Source organism: Cytobacillus sp. Hm23, from assembly GCF_051842895.1.
GTDB lineage: Bacteria > Bacillota > Bacilli > Bacillales > SM2101 > Nanhaiella.
This window is the reverse complement of sequence record NZ_JBPXRQ010000037.1, coordinates 1-16490: the sequence shown is the minus strand read 5'-3', so window position 1 is coordinate 16490 and position 16490 is coordinate 1. Positions and strand designations below refer to the sequence as shown.

At 34.4% G+C, this 16490-nt stretch carries 14 protein-coding genes; 5 read left to right on the top strand and 9 right to left on the bottom strand.

Annotated elements, in window-relative coordinates; translation table 11 throughout:
• Positions 1-292 precede the first annotated feature (292 nt).
• Entirely contained in the window at positions 293-1543 is a 1251-nt protein-coding gene (locus ACSVDA_RS18975) for a M48 family metallopeptidase (protein WP_485885208.1), read from the bottom strand.
• Positions 1544-1761: 218 nt separating this feature from the next.
• On the opposite strand from ACSVDA_RS18975, the gene ACSVDA_RS18970 reads away from it, so the two are divergent.
• On the top strand, positions 1762-2346 hold the full coding sequence (locus ACSVDA_RS18970; RefSeq protein ID WP_485885206.1) for an SCO family protein: 585 nt from the start codon (positions 1762-1764) through the stop codon (positions 2344-2346).
• Between the two features lie 162 nt (positions 2347-2508).
• On the opposite strand, the gene ACSVDA_RS18965 is transcribed toward ACSVDA_RS18970, so the two are convergent.
• From ACSVDA_RS18965 to ACSVDA_RS18950, 4 genes are all read right to left on the bottom strand, one after another.
• A complete protein-coding gene (locus ACSVDA_RS18965) occupies positions 2509-3303 on the bottom strand; it encodes an ABC transporter ATP-binding protein (RefSeq protein ID WP_485885204.1) in 795 nt (264 codons plus the stop codon).
• Positions 3304-4308, bottom strand: a complete 1005-nt coding sequence (locus tag ACSVDA_RS18960) for an ABC transporter permease (protein ID WP_485885202.1) — start codon at positions 4306-4308, stop codon at positions 3304-3306. It lies immediately after the preceding gene.
• 285 nt (positions 4309-4593) lie between these two features.
• Complete coding sequence (locus ACSVDA_RS18955) at positions 4594-5592, bottom strand: ABC transporter substrate-binding protein (protein ID WP_485885200.1); 999 nt, start codon at positions 5590-5592, stop codon at positions 4594-4596.
• Between the two features lie 242 nt (positions 5593-5834).
• Positions 5835-6611: an enoyl-CoA hydratase-related protein gene (locus tag ACSVDA_RS18950; RefSeq protein WP_485885236.1), complete on the bottom strand. Its 777-nt coding sequence runs from the start codon at positions 6609-6611 to the stop codon at positions 5835-5837.
• 563 nt (positions 6612-7174) lie between these two features.
• On the opposite strand from ACSVDA_RS18950, the gene ACSVDA_RS18945 reads away from it, so the two are divergent.
• The gene (locus ACSVDA_RS18945; protein WP_485885198.1) at positions 7175-7999 is read left to right on the top strand and encodes a hypothetical protein; all 825 of its coding nucleotides are present in this window, start codon (positions 7175-7177) and stop codon (positions 7997-7999) included.
• A 135-nt stretch (positions 8000-8134) separates the two neighbouring features.
• Here ACSVDA_RS18945 and ACSVDA_RS18940 read toward each other — a convergent pair whose 3' ends face one another.
• Together ACSVDA_RS18940 and ACSVDA_RS18935 are read right to left on the bottom strand one after the other, a co-directional pair.
• Positions 8135-9691, bottom strand: coding sequence for a fatty acid--CoA ligase family protein (locus ACSVDA_RS18940; protein ID WP_485885196.1), 1557 nt, complete (start codon positions 9689-9691; stop codon positions 8135-8137).
• A gap of 150 nt (positions 9692-9841) precedes the next feature.
• Complete coding sequence (locus ACSVDA_RS18935; protein ID WP_485885194.1) at positions 9842-10573, bottom strand: MBL fold metallo-hydrolase; 732 nt, start codon at positions 10571-10573, stop codon at positions 9842-9844.
• Between the two features lie 256 nt (positions 10574-10829).
• Between ACSVDA_RS18935 and yhfH the strand changes: the two genes are divergently transcribed.
• Positions 10830-10958, top strand: a complete 129-nt coding sequence (gene yhfH, locus ACSVDA_RS18930; RefSeq protein WP_214482421.1) for a protein YhfH — start codon at positions 10830-10832, stop codon at positions 10956-10958.
• 125 nt (positions 10959-11083) lie between these two features.
• On the opposite strand, the gene ACSVDA_RS18925 is transcribed toward yhfH, so the two are convergent.
• Both ACSVDA_RS18925 and ACSVDA_RS18920 read right to left on the bottom strand, forming a co-directional pair.
• A complete protein-coding gene (locus tag ACSVDA_RS18925) occupies positions 11084-13288 on the bottom strand; it encodes a YhgE/Pip family protein (RefSeq protein WP_485885192.1) in 2205 nt (734 codons plus the stop codon).
• 66 nt (positions 13289-13354) lie between these two features.
• Positions 13355-13930: a TetR/AcrR family transcriptional regulator gene (locus ACSVDA_RS18920; RefSeq protein WP_485885190.1), complete on the bottom strand. Its 576-nt coding sequence runs from the start codon at positions 13928-13930 to the stop codon at positions 13355-13357.
• A 437-nt stretch (positions 13931-14367) separates the two neighbouring features.
• Here ACSVDA_RS18920 and ACSVDA_RS18915 point away from each other — a divergent pair, with 437 nt between their 5' ends.
• Together ACSVDA_RS18915 and ACSVDA_RS18910 are read left to right on the top strand one after the other, a co-directional pair.
• Positions 14368-15111, top strand: a complete 744-nt coding sequence (locus ACSVDA_RS18915) for an arylamine N-acetyltransferase family protein (protein WP_485885188.1) — start codon at positions 14368-14370, stop codon at positions 15109-15111.
• Positions 15112-15156: 45 nt separating this feature from the next.
• A complete protein-coding gene (locus ACSVDA_RS18910) occupies positions 15157-16098 on the top strand; it encodes a DMT family transporter (RefSeq protein WP_485885186.1) in 942 nt (313 codons plus the stop codon).
• Positions 16099-16490 lie beyond the last annotated feature (392 nt).

Genomic DNA, 16490 nt, shown 5'->3' with positions numbered 1-16490 from the left:
ATTTATTTATATAAAATCATGTTAATTCTTATAAAAATGTAAGCGCTTAAAGACAACGACTATCTACGAACTATGAAAAAATGTGTTATCTTTTCATCTGTAAAACGATGACAGCCTCATATAAGTTCATCCTGCTACGGCTTCTTTAGCCCAGTTATTATAGTGTATTTAAACGCCTCACTACTTTTCTATAATAAAATATTATATCAGATGAAGTAAGTACTCCACCTGACACTTTTTACCATCTTTAAATACAAAATCACTTACACTTATGCTTTCTAGCGTTTCTTAGTTATTTTCGCTCCTCTATATAAGCAATTCGTTCAAGTATAGTTGGATGACCATATCTAAATATTTTTACAATAAATGGAGGATTCACTTGACTAAGTCCCGCACGTGACAATTCTTGAAAAGTTTGAATGGCTGCTTCATTGTCCTTAGTCATATCAATCGCGTATACATCTGCTGTATGCTCCTGATATCTAGAAACAACGTTTTCCAATGGGCTTGCTATAAATGTTAGCATAGAAAATACAAGTAACAACAATGGAAGTGCATGTAACTCTCTTAAGTCACGAATATGTAGAATATCCTTCCACCTATGAATGCAAAAATGTAAAATTTTATTAGTTAAATATAAGCCAATAAGAGAGAGAATTAAATAACCCGCTATACCAAAATAAATATGCTTTTTCACATAGTGTCCCATTTCATGAGCCATGATAAATAAAATCTCTTGTTCATTAAGCCTATTTAATGTTGTATCCCATAACACAATTCTTGAGTTGTCCCCTATTCCAGTGACATAAGCATTCAAGGCATTTGTTTTTTCAGACATATTAACCTCAAATACATGATCAGCAGGGATGTTCGCTTGTTCTGCCATTTGTAAAATTTCTTCTTCAAGCTCTTTATTTTTAAGTTCGTAAAAATCGTTATAAAGAGGATCAATAATCACTGGTTGTACAAACATTAAAAATAAGGAAAATGGGATTGACAAGACCCATGCATAAAACCACCATCGCTTCTTTGCTTTTGTAATGAGAAAAAATAAAGCATAGGCGATAATGACTAAAAATCCAAAATCAAGCCAGAAATCGATTAATCGGTCTTTTAACCACCCTGATGTAGATTGAGTAGAAATATTGTACATTTTAGAAAAGGTGAAGCTAAACCAACTAAGTGGTAGTGTTAAAACGCCAACAAAAATAGATAACCAAAATACATAAATTGGAATTTGAATAATTTTTCTTTTAGATGTTATTTGCGCCCAAGTATTGAATTTGAATGATATTCCTAACACTAGTACAAATAAATAGATTATCCATTCGAATGGTAAGGAGAGAAAAAATAACAAATTTCTTATTTGTGAATACTCTTCACTCAACATAAGCTCACGTTCATTTAAGAACGTAGTAGGATCCGCTCCTGATCCCTTATACTGTATCGGAATTGATGTATCAGCCCAATAAAAAATATACATAGCTATTAATAGACTAAATAGTACATACGAAATTAACGTCCAACCTACAATTTTTCTCATGAATGTTAGATTCTCCCCCTTGTACTAAGTATAGCTTGCCTCCTTACTAATTGTAAGAAAAATCAGATAAAATTAGTACAAAAATTAACAATAATTTTTTTGTCATACAAAATTCATGGATATAGACACATGAATATGCAATGTTCATGTATGATTAGTATGTATAGAACCGACTTAATTTATATTGTCAAATTTGAAAGGCGTATTGGAGTGATTTCATGAAGAAGCTTTATATTACATTTGTCACCTTATTAGTACTCGGTATTTCATCAGGAATATTCTACTTTTCCGTTTATAAACAATCAGGAATGGAATTTCCGGAAGATGTTGCCATGGAAACAGCTTACGGAGAGCCATTTTCATTTACTGCAATGGAACCAAAGGTACGTCTACTAGAATTTATTTACACAAATTGCCCAGATATTTGTCCAGTAACGACTTATAAAATGAAGCAACTGCGTGAAGAATTTGAACAAGAAGGCGTCTTTGGGAATAAAGTTGAATTCATAACTATTACAATTGATCCCGCATACGATACAAAAGAAGTGTTACAGGAATATGGCAAAGCATTTGAATTAGAGCAAGGTGGCCCATGGTATCTTCTTCGTGGAAGTGAGGAAGATACAAAAAAAGTTGCCGAAGCGTTTGAATTCTTATATAGAGATCCTGGTGATGGACAATTTATTCATTCAGCCTATACATATTTATTAGACGATGAAAATAACATCATTGAAATTTTTGGTATGGGAGAAGGCTTTGACAAAGAGCGTGTATTCAAAAGAATAATGAGAACAATCAATTAAGGCATGCTTTCAGTGCTTGTCGGAGATATTAGAACATCACACGTAGCTATTTCTTTTTACGCATACAACAAGCCATGCGAAAACAGACTATATGTAAAACCGGTGGGGAGTTAACTCCCCACCGGTTTTTATGTTAATCAAGTCTGTTATATAGCACTTATTTTACAACAAAACCGATCGATCACTTGTAAACCCTGAACCACGAATGCGCTGAAACTCTGCTAATAGCCGCTCTACAGTCAATTTCTTTTTCTCTTCTCCGCTAGCTTCAAAAATAATTTGACCTTTATCCATCATAATTAAGCGGTTGCCCAAGTCAAGAGCTTGTTGCATATTATGGGTGACCATTAAAGTCGTTAGCTTATTCTTTTCTACAATTTCTTTAGTTAAATTCGTAATTAATTCTGCCCTAGCAGGATCTAATGCTGCAGTATGTTCGTCTAATAACAATATTTTTGGATCAGTGAATGACGCCATTAATAAAGACAATGCTTGACGTTCACCACCTGATAATAAACCTACTTTTGCATTTAAGCGATCTTCTAACCCCAAGTGAAGTGTCTCAAGCTGTTCTTTAAAAAACACCTTACGCTTTTTTGTTACACCCTTGTGTAAAGTTCTTCTTTGTGTTCTCGAAAAAGCCATTGCCAAATTCTCTTCAATCGTCATCGTCGGCGCAGTACCTGCCATCGGATCTTGAAATACTCTCCCGATATATTGAGCTCGCTTATGTTCTGGTAGATTCGTTACTTGTTGCCCATCAATTATAACCTCACCTATGTCGGGGAAAATCCTACCTGACACAACATTCATAAGCGTTGATTTCCCTGCGCCATTACTTCCTATGACCGTCACGAAATCTCCTTTATTTAATGATAACGTTATGTGATCTAATGCAATTTTTTCATCAAGCGTTCCTTCGTTAAAAACTTTGAAGATATGGTTAAAATCAAGCATCTATATCACCTCTTTATTCGCTAGTTGCTTGTGATCATTTGCGAATGCCTGTAATCGTTGCTTTTTGCGTTTTTTGTCCCTACGTGATTCAAATATTTTAGGAATAATTAATGCACAGACAACTATGACTGCAGTAATTAGCTTCAAATCACCAGGTTCTAGGAATTCTACACGTAAAGCAATACTTACAACAATGCGGTAAATAATTGCACCACCAATCACGGCAAATGTCGTTCGCATAATCGATTTCGTACCAAATATTGCTTCACCAATAATAACTGAGGCCAAGCCAATAATAATGATACCTATTCCCATTCCGACATCACTAAAGCCATTATATTGTGCAATGATTGCACCAGAGAAAGCGACAAGTGCATTGGATAATCCTAGTCCAACTACTGTTAAAGCATTCGTATTTGCTGAAAAGCTACGAATCATATTTTTATTGTCGCCAGTGGCGCGTAGTGCAAGTCCAATCTCCGTTTGAAGAAAGCGATCTAACATAAGTTTGATGGCAAATGTAATTATCATCATAAAAATAACAATTGCCCAAGTTTTTGGAATATACCCTGAATACCCCAATGCTCTCAACACATTAACTACACCTGTATCAAACCCTAAATTCTTCCAAAAATCTGTTAAAATTGTAACCACTGTTGTTTCATTTAACATCGGTATATTAGATCTTCCCATTATACGAAGGTTAATAGAATATAATGCAATCATCATTAAAATCCCTGATAACAGCGGATTTATTTTTCCTTTCGTATGAAGCAAACCTGTGATACAACCAGCAATAAATCCCGCTAGTAAAGAAGCGATTGTAGCAATAAAAGGATTGATACCATTTACTATTAAAATTGCGGCTACGGCTGCTCCAGTTACAAAACTGCCATCAACGGTTAAGTCTGGAAAGTCTAAAATTCGAAATGATAAGTATACACCTAATGCCATGATTGCATAAATAATACCTGACTCAAATGCTCCGAATATTGCTGTAGGCATAGTATTTTCACCCTTCCAGTTAAAAAATATATTTTATCCATAAATTGTTATGAAAAGCGCAAGCGCCTTGTAATCCCTGGAGGCTGCATTTCACAAGAAGGATTTTTTTACCTTTTGATAAAATACCGAAGTGACCTCGAGGAGATAGGCGCTGGACCTGTTCATCGATAATTCTCATACAAAGAATGAGTTCTCTCAAAACTGTTTTATTTTCTTATCTTTCAAACAGAAAAATATGTTCCTTTCTTCTATACATTAGAAAGGAACACAATAGTAATCTATTCATTACTCTTCATTTAAATATTCAGCGATATCATCCCACTTGCTATTGATTTCGATACCCATATTTTCAGCTGCTTTTTTATTAATCTGTAATTTTAAGTTTTGTGGATACTGTACTGGTAGTTCTGAAGTTGTTTTTTCTCCTGATAATATTTGTGCTGCCATCTCACCGGCTTCATAGCCAATATCAAAGTAGTCAAAACCGTAAGCAGCAAATCCACCATTTTCAACTGAATCAAGTTCACCAACAAACAATGGAATGTCATTTTCTTCTGCTACCATGATGACTGACTCTAACGCACTAACAACAGTATTATCTGTAATAATGTATATTACATCAACATTTCCAATGAGAGATTCAGTCGCTTGCTTTACCTCAGCAGATGTTGACACAGATGCTGAGACAATTTCAAGATCTGTTCCTTTCATTGCTTCTTCCACTAGCTCAACTTGTGCATTGGAATTTTGTTCTCCAGAGTTGTATACCATCCCTACACGTTTACCTTCAAAATATTGATCGATAAATTCAACTGTATTTGGTACTGCATCTGGATGTGTATCTGTTGTACCCGTTATATTCGATCCAGGCTTATCCATTGCTTCTACTAGCTCAGCACCAACCGGATCAGTTACAGACGTAAACACGATTGGAATTTCACTTGTTTCATTTAACACACCTTGAGCACTAGGAGTTGAATTAGCAAATATTAAATCTACATTATCTCCTACTAATTTCTCGGCTATTAAATTACTCGTATTAGGATCGCCTTGAGCAATTTGGACGTCATATTCAACCTCTAATCCTTTATCTGCTAATGCTTGCTTAAATCCATCAAACGCAGCATCTAATGAGTCATGCTCTACAATCTGTGTCACACCTATTTTATATGTTTCTCCAGCATCCCCCGTATTGGATCCATTGCTCTCGCTAGAGCCACAGCCACTCAAAATTAATACTGATGCAAGTGTACTGCCGAGTATACCTTTCAAACTTTTTTTCATCTTTTAAAAACCCCCTCGTAAACTATTATTCTATATTTCTTTGTCACTTCTATGCTTTTACGCTTTTATGCTTCGGTGCTTTTATGCATTAAATTATACATGAATAATATAAAACATCAAGATTTTTTTCTAAAATACGCAATAACTGTTCCATTTGAACAAAGAACATAGTCTATAAGACTTTTATTATAGCCACACTAAATAATATATGAATATTATTAATTATCTAAAAATATTACTCATTATTTTCCATGAAATTTAGGAGGTCGCTTCTCAGAAAATGCATGTAGAGCTTCCAATCGATCTTCGGTAGGAATTGTTACTTCATATGCTTTTCTTTCAATTTCCAGACCTGTTTGTAAATCGGTATTCATTCCCTGCTTTATAGCAAACTTTGCTTGTTGTAAAGCAATAGGGCCATTTTTCAGCATTTCATTAGCAAATTGTATACTTTCGTCTATTAAATGATCTCTAGGTACAACTTTAGTAACTAAACCATACGTTAAAGCCTGTGCAGAATTTAACCTTTTAGCTGTCAAAATTAATTCTAGAGCTTTTTCTGTTCCTATTATTCGAGGTAGACGTTGTGTACCGCCAGCGCCTGGAATAATAGCTAAACTCGTTTCAGTTAAGCCTAATTGTGTACCTTCAGCAACGAAACGGAAATCACAAGAAAGAGCTAACTCGAGCCCACCACCAAATGCATAACCATTTATTGCAGCAATAGTCGGTTGAGGTAGTTTATCAATGTTTGTGAATAATTGACCAATTTTAGTCAAATTTCTTTTTACCTCTGTGTCAGATAATGTTCTTCTCTCTTTTAAGTCTGCGCCTACTGAAAATGCCTTATCGCCTGTCCCCGTAAAAATAACAATTCTAATGTCATTACTAGCATGTATTTCTTCAATCGTTTTCTCTAGACTACATAGCAAATCGTAATTAAAACAATTAAGAGCCTCAGGACGATTTAATGTAACAGTTGCAATATGATTTTCGACACGAAATTTTACGACACTAATAAGATCACCTACTTCATTTATTCATAGTTATTGTTTTAATTCTAAGTGAAATGGATAAATTCCTTTTTTTAAAGAAAAATCATTCAGAAAATTTTGTTTTTTATAGAAGTATGTGTTGTTTGACAAAATATAAGCACGTATACATCTAGCGTTCTTGGCTTCTTTTCTACATTTAAAATGATTAAGTTCTTATAAAACTCATCGCAGTGTCCATTATTAATAATGCTGTTTTCACATTGATATTGTTGTTTTTTCGTATTAAAAAATAAACAAGTAGTCAACTAGCATTCGTAGTACCTTTTCTTCCATACGACGATGCCCAACATATAAAACCACTTGTTATCATACAAATTTGATAACAATAGCAACAGAGTTTAAGAAAAGAGCTTTGACAAACTATTTACATGTATAAATGTCATGAAATTGTGATACTTTTCACATTGATAGCAAAGAATTTTAGCAGTATAATTATGGTATACCGAACGTTCGATACGTTATCATTCAAATTTTTTCATGACATTATTTTATATTAAAAATTAAATAACGTAGAGGATGAGATGATTATGAATATTACCATTTGGCCACACGTAATTACTATGCCTATTTACTTTATTGTTTTAATATTCATCGTCGCTTTTTTCAGAAAACACTATAAACTAGCAGCTTATTTTTGGATTGCATCTCTATTTACATTCCCATTATGGATTCTAGGTGGAGTTGAAGGATGGTTTCGCTGGGCGAAAATATTAAGTGTCATCTTACCAACCATCATCGTTGGCTTTTCGCGTATAGCCGTTTACGAAAATAAAAAAGGTAAAATATGGGATTTTCTAAAATCAGAGCAATTTCTATGGTTTTTCTACGCCATCTTGTTTTTAAATATTATGGAAGCAACGATAAAAGATGCTACTATGGGTAATTATTTTAATGCAGCAACCGGGTTTCTCTTATGTGTCACCATACCATTCGCTCCAAAGTTTTGGAAGATTACTACTGAAAAACATGGAGATCTTATAGCTTATACGACTGCTTCTTGGAACTTTCTCTATACAACATGGAACGCTTGCTTCGTCTATGCTGAGAGTCCTGTCTATTTTGCGAGTTCATTAACTATTTTACTTGCAGCAGAGCTATACCCGTTGATGAAAGGACGTCCAGAATTATATATTACTGCTCGAGTATATACACTAGCTGCACACCTGCTCTTAAGAGCTAGTTTTGATATATTCCCTATGACGATGGATTCCTCTTCTTGGTATAATCCAGAAGTATTAAAAACATGGGGTATGATTAACTTCGTCTTAATCGTTCCATATGTCTTTTGGCATATGTGGCAATTACAAACTGGAAAAGCCGAAAAAAGCTTTAGACGTCAGCGTGCGGCGTAATTCCATCACTATTTGAATTTTTTGAAAGCGCTTTACAAATAAAAGGTCAGACCCTAGCTAAACTGGGGCTCTGACCTTCATGCTGTTGATCTATTTGTATATGTTACAATTAGCCTATATCTTATGATGCTACAATTATAAGCTTGTTGTTTCTTGCTGTTTTAAAGCACGTCTTAATATTTTTCCTGTTGTGTTTTTTGGTAACTCTTCTATAAACTCTATTGAGGTAGGGATTTTATATTTTGCTAGATGCTCTATACAATAATCAAGGACTTCTTTCTCAGTAAGTTGGTTGTTTGTTGTTACTACAAAGCTTTTTACTGCCTCACCAAAGTTCGGGTCTGGAACACCAATGACCGCAGCCTCGATAATATCTGGATGATTATATAGAACCTCTTCTACTTCTCGTGGATATACATTATATCCACCTACTAGTACCATGTCTTTTTTTCTATCTACAATATAAAAATACCCCTCTTCATCCATACGTGCCAAATCACCAGTGTATAACCACCCATCCATAATCGTATGAGCAGTTTCTTCAGGCATTTTATAATAGCCTTTCATCACATTTGGTCCACGAACAATAAGCTCACCTACTTGTCCAGGTGGAACTTCCTCACCCATTTCGTCAACTACCTTATTTTCTATATTAAAAATACTTGTACCAATAGAGCCTGGTTTTCTTGGACGATCTAGCGGATTAAAGGCAGTAACTGGAGATGCTTCAGACAAACCGTAACCCTCTGATACGATAACATTAAACTTTTGTTCAAAACCTTTTAACAGTGCTACTGGCATTGATGCACCACCAGAAATACAAAGACGTAAAGATGCTAAATCTTCTTTACTTCCGTCTGGATGTTGTAATAAAAAGTTATACATCGTTGGGACACCTGCAAAAACTGTCGCTTCAAATGTCTTTGCAACACGAAATACTTCTTCGGGACTAAACTTTGGTAATATTATCAACGTTCCGCCATTCATAAGTGGAGCATTCAGTGCAACGGTTAGGCAAAACACGTGAAACATCGGTAATGTAGTAATTACTCGATCAGTATCACTTAATTTTAAATATTGAGCAACATCTATCGCATTACTATACAAATTTTTATGAGTCAGCATTGCACCTTTTGGTTTACCAGTTGTTCCTGATGTATAAAGGATAACTGCTACATCATCATCAGCTAATGTTGGACCTTCATAAGTAAAACTTCCTAATGAGATTATCTTTGAAAACGATTTCATTTTTTCTAATGTAACAATTACTGATGAATCAATACCGGCGTCTTTCCCTTGTGGTGTTTCACAATAAATAATATGCTCGACACCTTTCATGATAGGAAGCATAGGTTCTACTTGTGGAAGTAAAACATCAAAGGTAATAATCGCTTTAACATCCCCATTATTAACGATATAACTAATTTCATCGGCAGTATAAATAGGATTAATAGGTATAATAGTTGCTCCTACCTTCAATGCACCGTAAAGCGAAATTACAAAGTAAGGTGAATTACCTAATAAAAGTGCAATGTGATCCCCTTTGCCAATACCTAGTTTGTCTAACCCACTAGCAAACGCATTCACAGCACTATCTAGCTCAGCATATGTGCTAGCTTTATCTTGAAAAATATAAGCTGGTTTTGCTGGGTATTTCTGTGCAGATTCTGACAAGCGCGAAGTTAAATTCAAAATACTCCCTCCCTATTATAATGAATGAGTAACCATTCATTTTTTCGGCATATTAATATACACTTCTATTATATTGAAATAATCTAGTTTACTCAAGGAACGAAATAAAAAATTTCTGAAATTTATTTCATTTCATTATTTTTAACTATTTCAACCCCAAACATAGCCAGTCTTTGCAAGAGTTACATTACCTTGATATAGTTTTTCAGCTTCTCTAATTAATTGTTCATGCTCACCAAAGTGGGGAAGATGTGTTAGTAAAAGTTCCTTGACTTTTGCTTTATTTGCGATATATCCAGCTTCTTCACTAGTCATGTGTCCAGCGTTCGTTCCATTTTGATTTGCATATAAATTGCTTTCACAAATAAATAAATCAGCTTGTTGAGCAAATGAAATAAATTTCTTATCAAAACTAGTGTCAGCTGTATAAACTATTGATTGATCACCTGCTTGTATTCTCATTGCATAGCACATTACTGGATGAACTGTTTGAATAAAGGTAATGGAAAAAGGTCCAATGTGTAATTTTTTTTCAGGGTTATATGCAATACCTCTTGAAATATTTTTATACGATAGCCTATCAAACTCTATTTGATCATGTGAATGTCCATAAATCGGTAGTTCCTTCAGTTCTTTCCCCATAAAACGGTGAATTAACAAAGCGTATTGTAGAGGGCCAATGTCTGCAATATGATCATGATGATAGTGAGAAAGTAAAACAGCATCTAGTTGGTCAATTTGAATAAATTTTTGAAGTTGTGATAGAACCGCACTTCCGCAATCAACTAATAATGAAAAACCTTCATGCTCAATTAAGTAACCTGACGTTGCTTCTCCTGCGGCAGGATACCCACCCCAATATCCAATTACTGTCATCTTCATCTTCATTCTTCCTTTCAAAATACTCCTATTTCATTTCATTGTACCCTTTTACACCTAAATATTACACTGGCTTACTTAAACCTGCTAGAACCTAACCGTTCTTCGTTAAATATCGTTAGTTACACTTAAAAGCCATTTATGATGGATGTATGCGATCAATTTTGCCTATTTACAAGCTTTGTTACAAAACAGTTATTGACTAAACAAAACTGTTATAATACAATATATACATAACATAATTCGGAGGGGATACGAAATGATTGAGAAAAGTAGTGACTTCTTCAAAAACTTACCACCAAAAAAATGTACTGATTGTAATAAAGAAATAGATGAACAACATGAATGCTATGGTAACATCTGTAACGATTGTCTTCATGTTAAATAATAAATTTATAAATAATAGCCTGCTGATAACCAATCAGCAGGCTTTGTTCTATGCTCTAATATTTTTATCTTTATTTCAGGAATCAGGTGAATAGACTCTCCGCTTGATATTCCAAGGTTTGTTCATTAAGATTGTGCAGCATTTGCTCCATATTTACGCTTAAACTGCATTACAAAATATAATAGCGTTCCTAATGACATCAATACAATGAACATTAAGAGGATTGTTGCATTTTGCCACATAAATCCATAATCACCGCTTGATATAACTGCCTTCAACCCTGAAACTGTATAGGTCATTGGTAATAATGTATTAAACGGTTGTAATACATCTGGAATTACTTCTAACGGGAACGTTCCGGCACTAGTTGTTAATTGCAAAATTAAAATAACTATTGCTAAGAAGCGTCCTGGATCATTAAAGCAAGTTACTAAAAACTGAATCAATGTGATAAAGGTTACACTAGTTAGAATGCTAAACAAGATAAATAATGGGACACTTTTCACTTCAAGACCTAAGCCATATAATAGCACTGCATCGGCTATTAGCGCTTGAATTATACCAACTATAACCAGTACTCCAAATTTACTAATAAACCAACTAAACGGATTTTTTGGAGCTGCGACCGTTTCACGTAAAGGAAATACAATCGACAAGAGCAATGCCCCCACAAACAACCCTAAGCTTAAGAAGTATGGCGCAAACCCTGTTCCATAGTTTGGTACTTCATTCATTTTCTTTTCTTCGACTGTTACTGGGTCAGCGAACATATTATACATATCATCGTTACCTGATATTTCCGATGTCTCTGTGGAGGCATCAGTTAATTTCGTAGAAAGTTCATTCGTTCCGTCAGAAAGCTCTCCAAACCCATCAATTAATTCTATAGATCCATCTGCTAATTGACTAGCTCCATCTTCTAGCGCCAAAGAGCCAGTTGCTAATTCATCAATACCAGCTGATAATTTATTACTACCGTCTAGTAAATTGCCAGTACCTACTTGTGCCTCTGTAATCTTTTCTCCGAATAATTGAAGCCCTCCTACAAGTTGATCTTGACCACCTAACAGTTTTGTAGCACCATCAACTAGCAGCTGTTGCCCTTCAGCCAACTCGTTTATTCCAGTTTGTAACGCAAGTTGTCCTTGATGAAGCTTATTCATCTCTGTTGAAAGTAATGACGCACCACCATTAATTTCATCTGCAGCAACCGTTAACTGATCTAATCCACCATTTACTTCTTTACTTCCATCTATTAAGCTCGCCATTGTTACTTTAAGTTGTTCCTTTTGTTCTTCAGGTAACGAATCCAACATTGGTTGAATAACTTCATTTAGTTGTTCAATACCGTTTGACAACTGGGCAGATCCAGCTGCAGTTTGTTCTGCTCCTTGTTTCCATTGTTCTATTGATTCAATTAACTGTTGTGTCCCATCATTTAACTGTAAGGACCCATCCGTTAATTGAGGAATAGAAGACTGAGCTGTTTCCACTCCCTGAAGTGATTGTTGCAAACCATTTGACAATTGTTCTGTACCATTTTGAGCTTCAAGAGCTCCAGCTAACAATTCTTCCTGGCCTGTCTTCATTTCCCCAAACCCATCTTTTAAAGCTGTTACGCCATCAACTAATTCTTTTGAACCATTATTTGATGCCTGCAACCCTTCCTTAAATGTAATTGTATTGCTTGCTAGCTTTGCTAAATTTTCTTGCAACGTAATTGCACCATCGTTTAGTTCGGTAACTCCATCATCAATCTTACTTGCACCATCACTAGCCTCTGTTAAACCATCTGCTAATTCATCAACATTGTCAAATAGGCTTTCTGCAAATGTTGCACTAATTTCATTCGCTAGCTCACCTTTAATTTTTTCAATTGCAGATTCACCAATTTGTCCAGCAAGAAAGTTATAACTTTCATTAGGTATATATTTAAGCTCTAGCTTGGTAGGGTTATCTTCTAACAATGTTGTCGCACGCTCAGAAAAATCTGTTGGAATTTCAACCATCATATAATAATCTAGATTATCCAACCCTTCTTGAGCTACATTTTCATCTACAAAATCCCATCCAAAACCTTCATTATCTTTTAATTGATCTACTAGATCATCTCCTATGTGCAATTCTTCATCATTATACACTGTACCAATATCTTGATTTACGACTGCTACAGGTAAACGATCCATTTGATCGTATGGATCCCAGAAAGCCCATAAAAACATTCCACTATATAACAGCGGAATAAACATTAACACAATGATTGGAACAATGAGTTTCTTGTTCGTTACCATCGCTTTTAGTTCTTGAATTAACAATGATATTCCTCTCATAGTATCCCCCTTAGTAACATTTGACTGTTTTGTTCATTTGGTCAATAATGCTGAAAAATTTAAGGATCATCTAATTGATAATCCCTCTAAGAAATAGAGCTCGAATAAGTGTAATATTTGTTCCTTACCTAAAGGTTCGTGATTTTTTTCCCAATCAAAAATTAATGCAATATACAATTTCAAAAAGATAAATGCGGTCATTTCTGGATCACAATTTCTCATTTCTTTTTTATCTATTGCAACGATAATTTTCTGTTTAATAAACCCAATGATAGCATCTTCGAGTTTAACCATAGCTTCTTGGACAGCAGGTGTACCAATCTGATTTTCCTCTTCAATTAACTTTATCATCAGTTGATGTCTCTTTCTAAATTCTAAAATTTTGTATAAAGCTCTATGCGCATTTTCGTAGAAACGTAATGTTGGATCAATAGCTTCTTCTGCAGCCTCTTGCATTTCAGCAATTAATGAAGATGTTATTTCGTCAAATAACTCTTCTTTATTTTTAAAGAATGTATATATCGTACCTTTCCCAACATTAGCGAGTTTTGCGACTTGATCCATCGTTGTTGCTTTATACCCAAACAGAGAAAAAGATTTTGTCGCTGCGTCTATTATTAGTTGTTTTCGATCTTTAACCACTACTACACCTCATTCCACAACTGACCAAATGAACAGTTTAGTCATTTAGTATGAAAATACTATAACACAATGCCAAAACCTTGAGCAATACTTTTGGTATCAATTTTATAAAAACAGTTTTTTCTAAAAAATGCAAACGTATTCATAGCTTCGGTCTGTAGATGTATGAAAGTTCCTTTTCGTATCGGTTAAAATTCGTATCAATCATTCAATATAAATACCGATTTATTTCAATTGTTTATACGTTACGCTTAAGGCAAGGCTCATTTCGTTACTATTTAATGCATTAGGCAAGTTGTTCATTATACCCAGTTCTCATTCGCTTTCAAAAAGTCGAGATAGATGTAACAAACCATTGTTAACTACATGTAGTATGCTTCGTACGAAACCACCATTTGTACGAAAAACAGCCTAATGTAAATAAAGGAGGAATACAGATGAACATGAATCATTATTTACAAAGAATAGGTGTACACTCCCTCACAGGTGAAAAAGAACAAGACTTGAGAACCTTACAACGACATCACCTATACACAGTTCCATTTGAAAATTTAGATGTCATAAACAGCGTACCTATTAAGCTTAATTTAACTAATATCTATCATAAAATCGTGAATAATGAACGAGGTGGCTTTTGTTATGAATTAAATGGCTTATTTAATTGGCTACTAGAGAAGCTTGGCTACAAAGTAACGATGATTTCAGCAACAATATCGACTGGGAAAGATCAGTGGTATAAAGCAAATAGCCATTTAACGAATTTAGTAACTATTAATGAACGCGATTTTTTGGTAGATGTGGGCTGCGGGGATACAGTCCGTTCACCAATACTATTAACCGGAGAGATTGTTGAGGATATTAGTGGAAAGTACCGCATACAAGCTGTTGACGATATATTTTTTGATTTACAAAAGCACATGAATAATGAATGGCATACACAATTCCGCTTTAACAAAACACCAAGAGAATATGCCTTCTTTAATGAGATATGTCATTGGAATCAAACTAATCCACAATCTAAATTCACACAGCAGACAATCGTTACAATTGCAACCCCTAATGGCCGAGTAACGGTAACTGATGAGCACATCATCATAACTAATGATGGTCAGAGGTCAAAACAAACCTACTCAACAAACGAATTTAACACGATCTTAAATCATTATTTTGATATTAATTGATTGGGCACCTTTAATCTTAATTATCGACATCAGGGGGAATTAATTATGAACGATAAACCTGCTTTACCTATTTTAGCTGGAGTATTAGGTGCTGTACTGGGTGGCCTTAGTTTTTTATTTTTAAAAAATGTCGTAAGCATGACTACCCCATTAAATATTTTATCGATAAGATTTACGATTGCTTTTCTAGTAATAACACTCCTTGTTTTAAGCAATGCTGTGAAAATTCAATATTACAATAAACCAATACTTCCTCTTATTTTATTTTCAACCATCCACCCAGTGCTCGCATTTTTGTTGCAAACGTACGGTATGAAGTATACAACTTCAAGTGAAGCGGGTGTTATAACAGCACTTGTTCCTATAATCGTCATGATATTAGCCTCTGTGTTATTGAAGGAACGTACTACCATTACACAAAAAACTTCTATTTTGCTATCTGTCGGTGGAGTAACATACATTACTTTAATGAAAGGACTTGAAACTGATGGAAATATTGTTGGTATCACACTCATTGTTTTCTCCGCCCTTTCAATGGCACTATATACTGTATTAATCAGAGAAATTGCTAAACAATTCACAGCTATGGAAATCACCTTTGCGATGATGGGTATTGGAATGGTCATGTTTAATGTCCTCGTATTTTTGTCACCTGAAAAGGTAGATTACTCCATGTTATTAAATACAAACTTTTTGTTTTCAATTTTGTATCTAGCTATTATATCTTCTCTACTTGGAGCTATGTTAAAAAACTACGCTTATGCTCGAATGAAAGCCTCTCAAGCAGGCGTATTTATGAATCTAGCTACTATTGTAAGTACTATGGCAGGCGTATTTATTTTAAATGAGCCATTTTACAGCTATCACCTGATTGGTTCATTGTTGATAATCTTAGGAGTTATTGGTGTTCATCTACAAAAAGTTAATCTCAAAAGGTTTTTTATATATAAAAAAAGAAAAAAGAATAGTAAAAAGCTGAATACCTAATATCGGTAAGCAACTTGAACATCGATGAATCGAGTATGTAGCTACTTCGTCTGTTTAGGCTCTTTTCAAAAACTTTGTTGCTATTATTTCTAAAATGGACAGTTTGATGAGTTTTAAGAGAATTTAATAATTGTAAAAGTAGAAAAGATGCCACGAACGCTAGATATATACGTGCTTAACCTTAGAACGAAAATTAACAATCAATGCGAAAACAGCCTTTGTTTAACACCTATAGAGATGAGGGGGTGATATAAAAAAGAGGCTAACTATAATTGATATGCTCCCCTTAAGGTAGACAGATTAAAAAATAAAATCTGATTACCTTAAGGGGGCTTTTTTATGTCCAATAAATTTTTCTCTATTGAATTTAAACATGAAGTGGTGAGGGCATA

Bases quoted from the DNA above. Each gene is read 5' to 3' on its own strand.
- ACSVDA_RS18935 (WP_485885194.1), bottom strand. From the start codon at position 10,573: ATGAAGATGACAGTAATTGGATATTGGGGTGGGTATCCTGCCGCAGGA.
- ACSVDA_RS18960 (WP_485885202.1), bottom strand. From the start codon at position 4,308: ATGCCTACAGCAATATTCGGAGCATTTGAGTCAGGTATTATTTATGCA.
- yhfH (WP_214482421.1), top strand. From the start codon at position 10,830: ATGATTGAGAAAAGTAGTGACTTCTTCAAAAACTTACCACCAAAAAAA.
- ACSVDA_RS18915 (WP_485885188.1), top strand. From the start codon at position 14,368: ATGAACATGAATCATTATTTACAAAGAATAGGTGTACACTCCCTCACA.
- ACSVDA_RS18945 (WP_485885198.1), top strand. From the start codon at position 7,175: ATGAATATTACCATTTGGCCACACGTAATTACTATGCCTATTTACTTT.
- ACSVDA_RS18965 (WP_485885204.1), bottom strand. From the start codon at position 3,303: ATGCTTGATTTTAACCATATCTTCAAAGTTTTTAACGAAGGAACGCTT.
- ACSVDA_RS18925 (WP_485885192.1), bottom strand. From the start codon at position 13,288: ATGAGAGGAATATCATTGTTAATTCAAGAACTAAAAGCGATGGTAACG.
- ACSVDA_RS18970 (WP_485885206.1), top strand. From the start codon at position 1,762: ATGAAGAAGCTTTATATTACATTTGTCACCTTATTAGTACTCGGTATT.
- ACSVDA_RS18975 (WP_485885208.1), bottom strand. From the start codon at position 1,543: ATGAGAAAAATTGTAGGTTGGACGTTAATTTCGTATGTACTATTTAGT.
- ACSVDA_RS18910 (WP_485885186.1), top strand. From the start codon at position 15,157: ATGAACGATAAACCTGCTTTACCTATTTTAGCTGGAGTATTAGGTGCT.
- ACSVDA_RS18955 (WP_485885200.1), bottom strand. From the start codon at position 5,592: ATGAAAAAAAGTTTGAAAGGTATACTCGGCAGTACACTTGCATCAGTA.